The 14,577-nt window shown below is 66.5% G+C and carries 11 protein-coding genes; 5 read left to right on the top strand and 6 right to left on the bottom strand.

The genetic code is table 11. The annotated features are described in order from the left end of the window. Together FRC96_RS05545 and FRC96_RS05540 are read right to left on the bottom strand one after the other, a co-directional pair. On the bottom strand, nucleotides 1–314 hold a 314-nt coding region (locus tag FRC96_RS05545), incomplete at its 3' end, for a hypothetical protein (RefSeq protein ID WP_146973513.1). A gap of 98 nt (nucleotides 315–412) precedes the next feature. Beyond that, entirely contained in the window at nucleotides 413–1,696 is a 1,284-nt protein-coding gene (locus FRC96_RS05540) for a hypothetical protein (RefSeq protein WP_146973512.1), read from the bottom strand. Between the two features lie 245 nt (nucleotides 1,697–1,941). Here FRC96_RS05540 and FRC96_RS05535 point away from each other — a divergent pair, with 245 nt between their 5' ends. The 5 genes from FRC96_RS05535 (at nucleotide 1,942) to FRC96_RS05515 (ending at nucleotide 5,901) form a co-directional block, all read left to right on the top strand. Continuing rightward, on the top strand, nucleotides 1,942–2,649 hold the full coding sequence (locus FRC96_RS05535) for an SDR family NAD(P)-dependent oxidoreductase (protein WP_146973511.1): 708 nt from the start codon (nucleotides 1,942–1,944) through the stop codon (nucleotides 2,647–2,649). 97 nt (nucleotides 2,650–2,746) lie between these two features. Next, a complete protein-coding gene (gene upp, locus FRC96_RS05530; RefSeq protein ID WP_146973510.1) occupies nucleotides 2,747–3,376 on the top strand; it encodes a uracil phosphoribosyltransferase in 630 nt (209 codons plus the stop codon). 50 nt (nucleotides 3,377–3,426) lie between these two features. Next, nucleotides 3,427–4,041: a GNAT family N-acetyltransferase gene (locus FRC96_RS05525; protein ID WP_146973509.1), complete on the top strand. Its 615-nt coding sequence runs from the start codon at nucleotides 3,427–3,429 to the stop codon at nucleotides 4,039–4,041. Further along, nucleotides 4,038–4,934, top strand: a complete 897-nt coding sequence (locus FRC96_RS05520) for a carbon-nitrogen hydrolase family protein (protein ID WP_230469910.1) — start codon at nucleotides 4,038–4,040, stop codon at nucleotides 4,932–4,934. Before FRC96_RS05525 ends, FRC96_RS05520 begins: the two co-directional genes overlap by 4 nt. 118 nt (nucleotides 4,935–5,052) lie before the next feature. Further along, complete coding sequence (locus FRC96_RS05515; RefSeq protein WP_146973508.1) at nucleotides 5,053–5,901, top strand: CAP domain-containing protein; 849 nt, start codon at nucleotides 5,053–5,055, stop codon at nucleotides 5,899–5,901. A gap of 128 nt (nucleotides 5,902–6,029) precedes the next feature. Here the strand turns inward: FRC96_RS05515 and FRC96_RS05510 are convergent, their stop codons facing one another. The 4 genes from FRC96_RS05510 to FRC96_RS05495 all read right to left on the bottom strand — a co-directional run bounded on the left by FRC96_RS05510 (nucleotide 6,030) and on the right by FRC96_RS05495 (nucleotide 14,393). Beyond that, complete coding sequence (locus FRC96_RS05510; protein WP_146973507.1) at nucleotides 6,030–8,216, bottom strand: hypothetical protein; 2,187 nt, start codon at nucleotides 8,214–8,216, stop codon at nucleotides 6,030–6,032. Between the two features lie 4 nt (nucleotides 8,217–8,220). Beyond that, nucleotides 8,221–10,959, bottom strand: coding sequence for a hypothetical protein (locus FRC96_RS22620; RefSeq protein ID WP_283808884.1), 2,739 nt, complete (start codon nucleotides 10,957–10,959; stop codon nucleotides 8,221–8,223). Between the two features lie 191 nt (nucleotides 10,960–11,150). After that, nucleotides 11,151–13,148 (bottom strand): serine/threonine-protein kinase, encoded by a 1,998-nt coding sequence (locus FRC96_RS05500; protein WP_146973505.1) that lies wholly within the window; start codon nucleotides 13,146–13,148, stop codon nucleotides 11,151–11,153. Between the two features lie 6 nt (nucleotides 13,149–13,154). Continuing rightward, nucleotides 13,155–14,393, bottom strand: coding sequence for a hypothetical protein (locus FRC96_RS05495; RefSeq protein WP_146973504.1), 1,239 nt, complete (start codon nucleotides 14,391–14,393; stop codon nucleotides 13,155–13,157). Between the last annotated feature and the right edge of the window lie 184 nt (nucleotides 14,394–14,577).

The raw sequence follows: 14,577 nt of genomic DNA, 5'->3' as shown, positions 1-14,577 counted from the left end.
TCAAAGAGGCCCAGGCGCGGCTTCGGGAGCTCCGGGTCGCCCCCGGTCTCCGCGGCGCGTGGGGTCGCGGGCGCCGCGGTGGTGCGGCGCCGTGCCTGCTCGGCGGTGGGAAGGGGGGCCTGGTGGCCGAAGACGCTGGCGTGGCTCACCTTCGCAAAGCTCTGATCCCCCTGGCGGTTCAGCGCGATGGGCGCGCCGCAGAGCGGGCAGTCTACGCCGGCGGTCAGAGGCTGGCCGGCTGGGCCGCGCACGCGAAAACGCGCCGCGCAGCCGGTGCACTCGATCTCGCGCAGGATGGTGGCGTTGTCCGACATCTTCAACGCAGCGGGGCAAAAGGGGGCCGACAGACTTCAAAGGGCGCCCGGGTGACGCCTCACTCATGGTTACCATGACCGGCGCGAAATGAAAGAAATTAGCGCACTTCGGGGCCCTCCTCGCCGGGAGCATCGTCGGACGGGGGACTCTCGGTCGTGTGTTCGTCGGAGGCCTCAGCGGGCCGGGGAGCGCTGCTGCGCAGCGCTCCGGCGCTCAACTCCAGCAGCTCGCGCGGCTCGCCACGTGGGTCGAGCGTGGTGCGCACGCGCTCGATGCGCAGGCCGCGCTCGGTGCGGGTGGCGACGATCTCGGTGATCACGTCGTTGGGCGTGCCCTTGTCGCCGACGAGGCTGCGGCCGTGAAGCTGCAGGGTGACGCGGTCGTCCTGCTCGCCAACCGGTGAGGAGGGGGAGATCCCCCCGAGAGCGGCCGGTCCGAAGTGACGCAGATGGTCGGCCAGGAGCGCGGTGATGGTCTCATCGCCGTGGGTCTCTCGGAGCGCGGGATCGAGGTAGTGCAGCGCGCGCGCCCATTCTGCCTCGCGGGCAGCGTTGGCAAAGCGCGTCCAGGTCTCAATCATCTGGCTGCGGGCGTCGTCGGGCTGCGCCGCCGGCGGCAAGCGCTGGCCCTCGCAGCTTCCCGTCAGGCGCAGGCTCGCAGACGCCACCTGATCGCCCCGGGGAAGCACGAGCGCCGCCGCCACCACGCGCCCGCGCTCCGAGAGCAAATAGCGGGCGCGAAGATCCTCGGGCCCGCCCCGCGCCGCAAGCACCAGCGCACGCTCCTCGCCAAGAAGCACGCGATCTTCGACGCGAACAGCGAGCGCGGACGTCGTCGTGCCGCTCCCTTCATCGCTCACGATCAGGCCGGGCCAGTCGCGCGCCTCAACGCCCTGTGGCAGCGGCGGAAAGAGGGCGGCCATCGAGAGCATCGAGCCGCCCGGCTGCCAGGGCGCAGGCAGCGTCCCCGACTGAAGACGCCCGGGCTCGGGTTGAGTCAGGCGAACCGGCTGCAGATCCTCATGCCACCACTCCTTGCCCGGGTGCCTCACCCCTCGGTGCACCGGGTAGAGGCCGGTGGCGCGGTTGGCCAGTTCAAAGGCCCCGGGCTCGCGCGGATGCGCCCGCAGCTCCAGCCGTCCGGTGCTCTGGCGAGCGATGGCCGCGCCCAGGGGGGCGTTGAACTCAAAATCATAGACCAGCGGGCACTCCACGCTGACCTCATAGCTCATCGTCGGCCAGGCCTCCGAGCTCTGCTGAGGCTCGGTGGGCACATCGGCCATCAGCGTCGACCAGCGAAGGTCGAGCGCCTCGCTGAGCGCGCGCTCCCGATCGTCCTGTAGCTCGGCGCCCGCCGGCTCCGGCGCCGACTCGCTGAGCACATGACATCCTGCAAGCGCCCATGTTAAACACGCCAGCATCGGAAGCCTGCAGCCCCACGCATTCAGATGGTGTTTCAATGACATCGTCCCCCCTTAAAAGACATAGGCATCTATGAGATGGAAGTGGCGCCTGCGGTGACTACCCTCGTTTCCCCAACGGCTCGCCGCGTCCACTGCCTCAAGTTGCGCACGAGGGTCCGGCTGGCCAGCCCGCTGACAATGACTGTGCTGATGGAGATGAACGAATGAGTGAAGAAAACAAACGCGTGGTGGTCGTCACCGGTGCGGCCGGTGCGCTGGGAGACCATGTGGTCGCCCATTTCTCAAAGCGTGGTGAGCGGGTGGTGTGTTGGGATCTTCACGCCGCCGGCCACGGCAAGCTCGTCGAAGATAAGGAGCGCAGCAGCGTCTGGCAGCAGCAGGTCAACGTGACTGACGCCCAGGCCATCGCCAGCGCCGCCGCGAGCGTGCGCGAGCAGCTCGGCCCCATCGATGTGCTCGTGCACTGCGCCGGCGGGTTTCGCTGGTCGAAGATCGAAGAGATCGGCACCGACGATATCGACTTTCTGGTCGACGTGAACCTGCGCTCCTCGCTCTATGTGGTGCGCGAGGTGATGGGGCCGATGAAGTCGCGCGGCCACGGGCGGGTGGTGCTCATCAGCTCGCGCTCCACGCTCAAGCCCGGCGCCGGCGAGGGCGCGTATGCGGCGACCAAGGCCGGGCTCAACGCCCTGGTCAGCGCGGTGGCCGATGAGGTGAAAGGGGTCGATGTGACCATCAACGCGGTGCAGCCCTCGATCATCGACACCGAGGCCAACCGCCAGGACATGCCCGACGCCGACTTCGACTCCTGGGTCGATCCCGCCGAGCTCGCGTCGATCATCTACGGGCTCTGCCCGGCGGAGGAACACCCCATCAACGGCGCCCTTCTGGTCGTCGCCGGCAGAACCTGAGCGGCGCGCTTGACCGCCCCCGGTCCAGCGGCTACCAACCAGCGGGAAGTTCCCTTTTGGCCTTGCTCAGGCGCCCGACCCCACGCGGAGGTGGACCATGGAAGATGTGACCGTCATCGATCACCCGCTGATTCAGCACAAGCTCTCGTTGATGCGGGAGAAAGACACCACCACCGCCGCCTTTCGCAGCCTGATGGGCGAGGTGGCGCTTCTCCTCGGTTATGAGGTCACGCGCGACCTTCCGATTGAGTACGCCGAGATCGAGACGCCGCTGACCACCATGAACGCCCCGCATCTGGTGGGGAAAAAGCTCGTGATCGTGCCGATCCTTCGCGCCGGCGTGGGCTTTGTGGATCCGCTCCTGCAACTGCTCCCCTCGGCGCGCGTCGGCCACATCGGGCTCTACCGCGACCCGGAGACGCTGCAGCCGGTGGAGTACTATCTGAAGTTGCCCGAGCAGATGGATGATCGCGACGTGATCGTGGTCGATCCGATGCTCGCCACCGGGCATTCGGCGGCCGCGGCGGTCACGCGCATCAAGGCCTTCGAGCCGCGCTCCATCAAGTTCATGTGCCTGCTGGCCGCGCCCGAGGGCGTGGAGCATATGCGCAGCGAACACCCGGATGTGCCTATTTACACCGCGGCGATCGACGAGAAACTCAACGAGAAAGGCTACATTGTGCCCGGTCTCGGTGACGCCGGCGATCGCCTTTACGGTACCAAATAACCCCCCGCGCACCCGGCAGGACGCCGGGCGCCCTCTTCGAGTACGAGACGATGTCGCAACAGGTTGGTCAGGTGGAGGTCCGTCGCCTCAGCGGTGATTCGGTGCATCAATACGTCGATGATCTGGCGCGCCTGCGCATCCAGATCTTTCGCACCTACCCCTACCTCTACGACGGCGACCTGGACTACGAGCGCCGCTACCTGGCGCGTTATCTGGAGTCGAGCGAGAGTGTGCTCGTGGCCGCCTTTGATGGTGAGCGCGTCGTCGGCGTGTCGACCGGCATGCCGATGGCTGAGAGCGACGAGGACTTTCAGCGCCCCTTCAAAGAGCTGGGCTACGACGTTGGCGAGATCTTCTATCTGGCCGAGTCGGTGCTGCTGCCGGAGTACCGGGGGCAGGGCGTGGGCGTGAAGTTCTTTGAGGAGCGTGAGGCGCATGTGCGCGAGCTCGAAGCGTTTCGTTTTACGTGTTTTGCGGCGGTGGTGCGGCCCCCGGACCATCCGCGGCGACCCGAGGGCTGGCAGCCGCTCGACGCCTTCTGGCGCAAGCGCGGCTACGATCGACAGCCCCAGATCCGCACGATGATGCGCTGGAAAGAGATCGACACGGTCGAAGAAGTGCCCGAAGTTATGGAGATCTGGCTCAAAGACCTGGACAGCGAATGAGCATGGTGCGTGTGGCCACCGCGCAGTACCCGGTGGATTTTCTGGAAGGGTGGAATCACTACGTCGACAAGATCTCGGCGTGGGTCAAAGAGGCGGCCAGTGAAGGGGCGCAGATCGCGGTCTTTCCGGAGTACGCCTCGATGGAGCTTGTGAGCCTCTTTGCCGAGGAGGTGCGCCAGGATCTTCCCTTTCAGATGTCGGAGATGCAGCGTCTGCTCGACGACTACCTGGCGCTGCACCGTGAGCTGGCCCGCCAGTACGGGGTCTATGTGGTGGGGGGCTCGTACCCGGTGCGTCTGCTCGACGGCTCCTACCGCAACCGCGCGTACGTCTTCAGTCCCCAGGGGCGCGTGGATTTTCAGGAAAAGATCCTGATGACGCGTTTTGAGAGCGAGCTCTGGCTGATCTCCTACGGCGATCAGCTCAAGGTCTTTGAGACGCCTTTTGGCGCCTTCGGCATCAACATCTGCTACGACAGCGAGTTTCCCCTGCTCGCACGCCGTCAGGTCGAGGCCGGCGCCAACCTGATCATCGCGCCCAGCTGCACCGACACGCCTTACGGCTATAACCGGGTCAAGATCGGGTGCCAGGCCCGCGCGCTGGAGAACCAGTGTTACGTGGCGCACGCCGTGCTGGTGGGCGATGCCCCCTGGTCGATTGCGATCGAGGAGAACTGCGGGCGCGCCGCGGTGTACACCCCGGTGGATGTGGGCTTTCACGAAGATGGCGTTGAGGCCATGGGCGAGTGGAATGCGCCCTGCTGGGTGTACGCGGATGTGGACCTGGCGCGGAGCCAGGAGGTGCGGGTGCGCGGGGAGGTCTTGAACTTCCGCGACTGGGACAATCAGGCCGTCGCCGCCAACGCCGAGATCGAGCGGGTAGGGCTGGAGTGAGAACGTAGTTTTACAGCATTGCTCTACAAGTTGTTGAAATAAAAGGGGTTTCTGGATCTGCTCTGCGGGGCTAACGTGGCCGAGGTCTGGCTGCACGAGTCTTTCAGAGAGGTCTACGATGAAGTTTCAGAGCCTGATGGCGGCGCTGCTGGCAAGCGGCCTGTTGGCGTGCGGGGGCGGTGACGATCTGCGGGTGGATCGCACGGAGGAGCCCTGTGAGTGGGCGTGCGATGAGGTCAGCGAAGCGCCGGAGGTGGCGTGGAGTGAAGGCGACCATCGCACCGAGGTTTACCACCCGGATAAGCCGACTCCCGAGCCTGAGCCGACTCCCGAGCCCGAGCCTGAGCCGACTCCCGAGCCTGAGCCCGAGCCTGAGCCGACTCCCGAGCCCGAGCCTGAGCCGACTCCCGAGCCTGAGCCGACTCCCGAGCCCGAGCCGACTCCCGAGCCTGAGCCGACTCCCGAGCCTGAGCCTGAGCCCGATCCTGCGGACGAGCTCGCCTGCGGTGCTGTGGAGGGCGTCTGCCGCTTCTGCGGACCGCCGGCCGATGTGGTCACAAGCTGCCCGGGCAACAGCACCACCTTTGAGTGTGAAGTTTTTCGCCTGACCAACGCCGAGCGTCGCGCCGAAGGGCTCAACGAGCTGACCTACAGCGGGGAGCTTGCCGAGTCGGCGATGATGCACGCGACCGATCTCGATCGTTGCGACTACTTCGCCCACGACTCCCTCGATGGCACGAGCTTCTTCCAGCGCTGCGCCGACCAGGGTTACTCCGGCACCTGCACGGGCGAAAACATCGGCGGCGGGCAGCGCACGCCCGAAGATGTGGTGCAGGCCTGGATGGACTCGCCCGGGCACCGGCGCAATATCCTCTATCCGGCGCATACTCAGCTGGGCGTGGCCTTTCATGAGGGCGACGGGCGCTACCGCCGCTACTGGGTGCAGCACTTCGGGCGCGTGCGTTAAGCGCTCTCGTCGTGCGATTTCAGTGGTCTGAACCAAAACAGCCCGCGAGCGTTCGCTCGCGGGCTGCTTTGGGGTTGGGTGGATTCTTGAGTGAATTCAATGTCTTACGCGTTGCGTGTTCGGTCGCGTTAAGGCAGCCAGAGCTCACCGCGGAAGGTCGCGTCGACCATCAAAAAGCCCTCTCGGGTCGCCAGGGGCTGAGACTGCTGCAGGGTGAGTTGCAGGTCGGCCAGCGCCGGCGAAAACTCGCCAAGGGCGCCCAGGTCCGGCGCGGGAACCGCAAAGGAGAGGCCTTCGCCAAACGCCCCTTCAATCTCGGGCCAGAGCTGGTCATACATCAGCTGCTCCAGCATCTCGGCGGTGAGCTGGGGCTCGTCCATAGTCGAGTTGATAAGCCACATATGGATGTTGGGCTCTTCGGCCAGGGTGATGCCGATCTCGCCACCGCTGAGCCCCATGTTGGCGCCGACGGTGATGCGCGCGCCGAAGCGGTCGACGCGGTCCGGCCAGGTCATCTCGACCTCGAGCTGCCCGAGGTAGATCATCAGATCGTAGGGTTCTCCGTTTTGCGGGGGGGCGACCAGGGGCGGCAGCTTGCCGTCGATCTGGGCGGCTTGCACCAGCGTGTTGAAGGGGGCCGGGATCATCTCGCTGATGTCCATCGTGAGCAGCCCGGCGTTCCACAGGCTGTGGAAGATGCCGTTGACCAGGGCCGTGTTCAGCCCGATCTGCAGCCGGGAGCTCTGGAAGTAGGGGAGCGCCGAGGTGGGCGCGCTGAGCAGCGGCACGCCTGGACTCTCGGCAAAAAGCGGCTCGACGCCGGTGGAGAGGCGAGCTCGGACGATGCCGTCGAGCCCCTCGCGATAGATTGGCGCGAGCTGGGAGATCTGGCCGTTGAAGTCCAGGGCCACCGGCTGGCCGGTGCCCAGATCGAGCTCAAAACTCTGCTCGGAGATGGCGCCCTCCAGCGAGGTGAAGACGTCGAGCAGAAGCTCGGGGAGCGTGTCGATGAAGGAGAGGTTAACGCTCTCCAGAATAATCGACTCCAGGTTGGTGCGCAGCGCGCTATCGGCCAGCTCGAAGACCGCGTTGACCTCGGGGCTGACGAAGTTGGGGGTGGCCTGCTCCAGCGCGAGCTCAAAACGCTGAAGCTCGACCTCAAAGGGGGCCTCGGCGCTGGTCTTCGCCACGCTGATCTCGGCGAAGATCGCCAGGCTGGCGCTGAGCTCGCCATCCAGGCTTAAAGACTGGTCGCTGAGCTCCAGGCCGCCGGCGGTGGTGGCCACGAGGGTGGGGATCTGCGCGAAGAGCTGCAGCCCCTCGTCGGTGACATCGATCTCCACGCGCGGTTCGTTGACGGCGACATCAAGGATGCGCAGCGTCAGCGCGCTGGAGTCGACGACCGGATCGGGAAGCTGAGAGGTCAGGTCGATGTAGCGCAACACCAGATAGAGGATGTCGGCCAGATCGTCAGTGGCGACCTGGGCCTCACTTAAGACTTCGAGGGGCTGGCCGTCGTCGAAGAAGTTCTGGCCGAGGTTGAGGATCAGGCCTTCCTCCAGGGTGACCGCCCCGTCGTCGTCGGCGGGGTGGTAGGCGGGCGCCCAGATGAAGTTGGCCTCGGCGTAACCTTCTCGGTCGTGGAGGCCGTCGAAGGCGGTCACGTTGACGGCGTTGAGGCCCAACTTCGGCTCATAGGTGGTGCTGAAGCGGCCCTCCTCGTCGAGCTCGATGGCCTGGCCGTTGACGTGCACGCTGACGATGGGGTTGGGGTCGGTGACCTGGCCGCTGACCTCGATCGTGGGGTGCTCGGCAGCAAGCAATTGTGCGCCGGGAAGCGGGCTCTCCAGCGTGATGGTGGGCGGACCGGCGTCGACCATCGCGACGCGGCTGCCACAGACGGCCTCGCCATCGTCAAGATCGACACAGGCCTTGAAGGTCACCGGTCCTTCTTCGCGCACAAACCAGCGATCTTCGTCGCCGTCTTTCTCGACGCTCTCGGCCGGCGTGACCAGCCAGCGCACCGGCGGGGAGATGCGGCGGTTGAGCCCGTCGTAGACAGTGGCCGCCGGCGTGATGCGCGCGCCGACGGCATAGGCCCGACGCGCAGGAGTGAGGCTGACGCGCACTTCTGCGGCGGCCTCCCAGTCGGCGGGCTCAGGCTCGACGTCGGGCTCCTCGCCGGCGTCGGCCTCGACATCGGTGTCGGGTTCGCTGGTGTTGGGGCCGTCATCGGCGCCGCAGGCCGTCAGCGTGAGGCTCCCCAGCGCGAGCGGGAGCAGGGCGAATAGAATCGTGCTCAGAGGTCGTCGCATAGGTTCACCGGACTCCGAAGTTGCCGCGAAGGATGAGGTGGCGGTCGGTGGCGTCGAGCGCCGGGTTGGTCAACCCGAGCTCTCCGCCCACCGGCAGGCCGTACACACCAAGGGATGGCGAGATCGCAAAGGAAGGCACCGGAAGCTCCGGCAGGGCCGCGTTAAGGGCGTCATCGAGAAGCGTCTGCAAGAAGCCGCGCAAAAAGCCCTCAAGGATGTCGCGGGTGCCCTCGTTGAGCGAGATCTCATCGGGGGAGAGATGGAACTCGTTCAGCGTGATGTTGGAGAAGCTCAGCTGCCCGTTGTTGATGTTGACCTCGGTGTTGGCCGTGGCCCCCAGGCTTAAGGTGACGGGCTCGTCGAAGAGGCCCGGGTAGACCATCTCCAGGCGCATGCCGCCGAGCATCAACGTGGCGCTGCCGTCGGGGTTGAGCGCGGCCACCGGGGGCAGCGTGGTGCGCAGGCTCACAGACGCGCCTTCGGCGTCTTCGCCAAAGAGGGCCTCGCCAATATCGGCTTCCAGAAGTCCGCCGCGCCACAGCGCGTGCAGCGCCTGGTTGAGCAGCATCAGGTGGACCGACACCGAGGTGTTCTGACCGCCGGAGGGCTCATAGAGGTAGGAGCCCGGGGGCACCGCGACGCCCAGGGTGGGGTAGGCGATCGCGGTGGTCTGCGGACGCACCCGGGTGCGCATCCCGAGTAGCATGCGCGCGCTGCTCACCGAGAGCGAGGAGAAGCCCAGGTCGTAGAGGAGCTCGATCTGACCGGTGCCATCGAGGCGAGGGACCTCGATGCCGCCGCTGAGGGCGTCGGTGCCCAGGTTGCCGAGAAGATCGCCCAAAAGGCTGTCGAAGTTGTCGACGATGGCACCTTCAACGGCGTCTTCAACCTCGGATCGGATGGTGTTCTGGAAGAGATCACCGAGCGCACCATAGACAAGATCGGAGAAGCCATTGCCGCCGCTCAGCGAGATCTCGCCAGCGTTCGCGCTCGGCGAGCCACGCAGCGATGCGGACAGGCTCTGGCCGTTGAGCGCGATGTTGCTGGTGAGGTTGACGGTCACGCGATCCACATCTGCGACCGGGTTGAAGTCCGGGCAAATGCCCGAAGGGCTGTAGACGCGAATGCGAACGCGCACGCCTCGGAGCGTCGCCTGCATATCCAGACCGCCGCCGACCAGATCCAGCTCGGTCAGGTGCCGGTAGAGATTCCCCGTGCCCAGGTTGATGCCGTAATACTCCACGCCGGTGATGCTCACTGTGTAGTCGTCCGTCCAGGGCACGGGGCAGCCGAAGGAGAGGAGACCACCGGAGACCACCGCGTCGCGGATCTGCTGAAGAAGTCCATCGCTATTGAGCACGCGCAGGAGCACGTCGTTGAGGCTCTGGATGGTGGTGGTGTGGCCCTTGTCGTCGATGGCGTCCTGCGCAAGACGCAGCGAGACCACATCGTTGGTGGAGAGCAGGTGATTGCCGTAGGTGTTGGTCGCCAGGAAGGAGCAGGTGCGCACGCTCTCTTCGCCGTAGGTGTCGCGGGCGACCACATCGACGAAGTTGATGCCAAAGCGCGGGCGGAAGCGGTGGCTGAAATTGCCCTGAGCGTCGAGCGTTGCGGGGCTGCCGTTGACCAGCACCTCCTCGACGCCGAGGCTGTCTTCGACGGTGCCGGTGAAGGTCAGCAGTGTGTTCGGGGCGTGGTTGACCATCGTGCCGTCGCCGGGGCCGGTGCACACGATCGAGGGGCCGTTCTCGTTGACGACGACCTCCACCTCGCGGCTGATGGGGGCCTCGGTTGCGTTGTTTTCGTCGATGGAGGCGCGCAGGGTGTAGACGCCGTCCTGGCCAAAGCGGAAGCGCCCGTCACCAAAGGACTCGCCAGCGGGGATCGCCTCGTAGGTGATGCGCGCCTGAGGCACGAGGTTGCCGTAGCGATCCTGGGCCTCAGCGCTGAGCGTGACGATCTGGCCTGTGCCGTAGACGGGTTGGTCCGGCACCACGCTGACGATGAGCTCCGCAGGAAGATCGGGGACGACCTCCAGGGTGACCTCGTTGAAGTTCTCAACGCCCTCCGCAAAACAGCTCAGGTTGTAGAAGCCGGCGGTGGTGATAGTGGCGCTGAGATCTTCGAGGGTGACGCCGCTGTTGGTCACATCCGTGATGAGGCGCAGCTCGGTGCCGCTCAGGTCGACGGGGTTCAAGAAGGCGTCAAAGCCCTGACAGCTGGCGGTGGCTGTGTCGCCGGCGGTGATCTGGAAGTCGGAGAGCTCGGTGCTCAGGGTGTGCAGCGGCCCGGCGACGATCTCGACCGAGGGTGGTGCCTCATCGCGTAAGCCCAGCGTGGGGGAGGCGCAGGCGACCGTGGCCTGACCCACATGCTGCGCTTCGAGCTGGCCGGCGCGAACCTCCAGAAGTCCCGATGGGGAGTGGTCAAAACGCACCGGCGGCGCCTCGCCCTCGGGGTAGGAGATGAGCTCGCCATCGGCGTCGAGATACTCACAGGCCACGTCGAAGCGCTGTCCGGCGACCACCGGCATCGGCACGTCAATCACCGTGACGATGGAGGCCGCCTGGGGTGTGAGAGGTTCGGCGTCGGGGCGCTCCTCGTCGATGGGCTCGGCGTTGGCGTCGGACTCCCCCCCGGCGTCGGGCTCGTTGGTGCTCCAGTCGCTGGAGTCGGCGACCTCATCGCCACCGCAGGCCGCTGAGCCCAGGTTCAGCGTCGCGAGGAGGAGGGACAGCCCCATGCACCGTCGTAGCGCGAGTGCAGGGGTGGGACGGCGTGAAGTGACCATGCGTCAGGCTCCCGTCAAAACGTTGTCAGAAAACAGCGTATCAGTGGGCCAGAGTCTAGCGAGCGGGGGACTGTGGCGCAACCGGGGTGGTGAACGCTCCTACACCGGCGAGGACGCGCCTCGCTCTGCAACCAGGGTGAGGATCAGGGTTCCGGCAGGACGTCCAGAGCGCGTTGAAGGTCGTCGCGTACGCACGCGATACAATCGCGGCGGTTGAGAAAGCCGCAGCCGACTTTGGGCGAGTCGCTCATCGCCTGGAGGGCGGGGCGAGCGCGGGGATCGTCGAGGTCGATGATGGCGTCGATTTTTTCTTTGTAGCCCTCGCAGTTTCCGGCCACGCGCAGCTCGACGCCCAGGCGCTCCCAGCGCTCCAGGTCATCGAGGGCCTCGACCTCCTCCAGAAACCCGTGGGCGCGCCGGCGGATCGCCGCGCGCTCGCCCTGGCTGGCCACGCGCGCGATGGCGGAGCGCGACGTCGAGGTGAGATGTTCGCGGAGCCAGGCCGCGGCGTCGTCGTTGCCCGAGGCAAAGCGCGCGACGATCTCATCGACCAGCGCCGGGTCGTGGGCGTAGCGCTCATCGGCGAGCACGATGGCGCGGGCTTCGTCGAGGAGGTCGACTTCGCGTTCGACATGCAGGTCGGCCATCAAGGCCAGGTAGCGAAGATCGGCGTCGTCGGGGTTTTGCAAAAGCAGCGCCTCAAGCGCGGTGCGATCGCCGGTGCGGGCTGCGGCGATGGCCTCAAGCACCTGAGGATCTTCCATGAGCGCTTCGCGCGAGGCTTCGGTCTGGCGTTGGGCGCGCGTGTCGCCACGGACCACGTAGACGGTCAGCGCCAGAATGGAGAGCACCATCACCAGGGCGCCGATGGCCAGCCCGCGGATCAGGCGTTGTTCATCTGGCGAGAGGGCCTTCCAGCGGGGCAGCACTTCGGTGCGCCAGCGCTCTTGCAGCGGCGCGCTGACCTCAATGACGCGCTCTCGAATCGGGGCGCTGACCTCGGCGGCGCGCTGGCCCAACGAGGTGAGCGAGTCGCCGGCGGCTGTGGCGATGGGGGCGATGGAGGCGGTCAACGGGTTGTCGTGGAGCGCGTCGATCGCCTCGATGAGCGCGTGGGCATCGGCCGGGCGCGCGTCGGCGTCTTTGGCCAGAAGTTGGGCGATGAGACGCTCGGCGGCCTGCGGAAAGGCTACCCCGGGGCAGCGCTCGCGCAGCGTGGGGATGGGGTGAGTGACGTGTTTGCCCATCAGCCGCGCGACGTTCTCGTCGTCGTAAGGGGGCTGGCCGGTGAGCATCTCAAAAAAGACCACGCCCAGAGCGTAGAGATCGGCGCGGGCGTCGACCTCGGCGCCGGCGATCTGCTCCGGCGCCATATAATGCGGCGTGCCGTAGACCATCCCCTTGCGGGTCAGGCGAGTGGGTTTCTCCGCGCCGGCTTCGTCGGCCATGGAGATGCGGGCGATGCCGAAGTCCATGATTTTGACAAAATCCGGATCGCCCTCCCGATCGACGAGCATGATGTTTTCGGGCTTTAAGTCGCGGTGCACGATGCCGTGGGCGTGGGCCTGGGAGAGCGCCGTGGCGACCTGTCGGGCGATGTGTGCGGCGCGGATCAGGGGCATTTTCCCCAGCGCCAGCGCCTCATGCAGGGTCTGGCCTTCGAGGTACTCCATGACCAGGAAGAACTCGCCATCGTCGGTCTGGCCAAAGTCGGTGGCCTGGCAGACGTGCGGGCTATCCAGCAGCGCGGCGGCCTGCGCTTCGCGTTGAAAACGGGCCACAACCTCTTTGTTTTCGGTGAGCTCGGCGTGCAGCACTTTGAGCGCGACCGTCTTGCGCATGAGCACGTGCTCGGCGCGGTAGACCTGGCCCATGCCCCCGTCGCCCAGGGGGCGATCGAGGCGGTAGCGGCCCGCAATCAAGCTGCCCTCGGTGAGGGAACCCTCGGGCGCCGCAGCCTCAGTCCCCACATCCGCGATGCCTCCATCATCGCGCTCCGCCTGGACCTCCGGCGCTGAGCTCGCCGTCGCAAGCGCGTCGGAGGCGCCGGCGTCGAGGGCGCGGGTCGGCTCGGCCTCGGCGCTGGCAGCGTCGGGTTGAGGCGATGTGTTTTCCGCGGGGATGGCAGGGGTGTCACGCATAAGCAACTATCGCATAAGCAGGGGAGTGCGTGTCGCGAGCCGAGAAACAACGCGGCGCAGTCCTGCAACCGCCGCTAGCCCGAGAATCCATCCCGGAACATAGCCGGAGGAGGAGCCGCTGGCGAGCGTCGAACATCCCTCGCTCACCGCCGAGGGCGAGGCGTTGGCGTCGGCCGGGAGGTCCTCATCGTCGCCGTCGTCGCCGGAGCCCGCGTCTTCCGAGGTGCTCGCCGGATCGGGGGCGCTGCCGGTGTCGGGTGCCTCGCCATCGTCGGTCGCAGTCGCACGCGAGAAGCGCAGCAGGGGGGCAGGGAGGCGCTCGCTGGTGAGCCAGATCGACGCGCCATCGCGGGCATAGGTCAGCGCTTCGCCCTGAATGGTGCCCGGGTTGACGAGCAGGCGCTGGGGCTCGCTCTCAAAGGCCTGGCGCAGATCGCCGCCGGGGGCGCAGTAGGTGTAGAGGTGGGTGTAGGTTCGCAACGAGAAGGATCGGCCGTCGGGCGCGACATCGGCGGCGGTGATCATGCGACCGAAGTTGAAATTTTCGGCCAGCGTCAGCGTAGCGATCGGGCGGGCCACGAGCGGCGCGTCGTCGTCAAAGGCGCCGGAGAGCTCGAAGACCTGGCTGGGGCCGTCATCGACCTTCTCGATGATGAAGATCTCGGCGCTCTGCGGGTCGACGAGCAGGGCCTCGGCGTCGCGGGGGCCGCCCTCGTAGGTGAAGCGTTGGGCGGTGATGCCTTCGCGGAGAGTGCGCTCAGCGGCGGGCTGGCTGCCGAGGTCGGGCTCTGCGAATCGGTAGATCACAACCTCATCGCGTTGTTTGAGGTTATCGCCGAAGTCCGCCACGTAGATGCAGGGCGTCTGGCTGCCGGCGGTGCAGGGGCCGATCGCCATGTCTTCCCAGTCGACGTTTTCGGCGCCTTCAAGCGTGAGCTCGGTGAGGATGGGGGAAGCGTCGGAATCGTCGGAGGGGGCGGTTGAGAGGGCGAAGAGGCGCGCGCTGTCGCCGGAGTCGTTATGGGTCCAGAGCACCTCGGGGTTTTGCCAGCCGGCGGCCAGGCCGGAGGATTCGGCCAGGCGCTCCTCGTTGATTTGAGCGACCTGTTGGCCGTTGGCCCAGCCCCCGCACACCGCCTCCTCGGCCCGAAGCTCCGGCGTCCCGCTTAGTACCGCGCCGGCGGTGAGGAGGGCCGTGAGCAGCGGGCGGCTCAGGTCCTGGCGAGCGCTGCATCGTGGCTTCATCGGCGAGCTCCGGGAGGTGGGTTGACCATCGCGGATGAAAGTATCAGGCGCGAATAAGCTGCGGCAAGGTGGCCGGGCATCGCCTCGGGTGGCGCTCGATGATGGGCCGGGCCATCGGGGATGGCCTTAACTCGCTAAAAAGCGGAGCCGAGACGATGGATTGTGCCAATGTGTCACGGTGAGG

This window comes from Lujinxingia vulgaris, from assembly GCF_007997005.1.
GTDB lineage: Bacteria > Myxococcota_A > Bradymonadia > Bradymonadales > Bradymonadaceae > Lujinxingia.
This window is presented reverse-complemented; position numbering and strand designations above follow the sequence as displayed.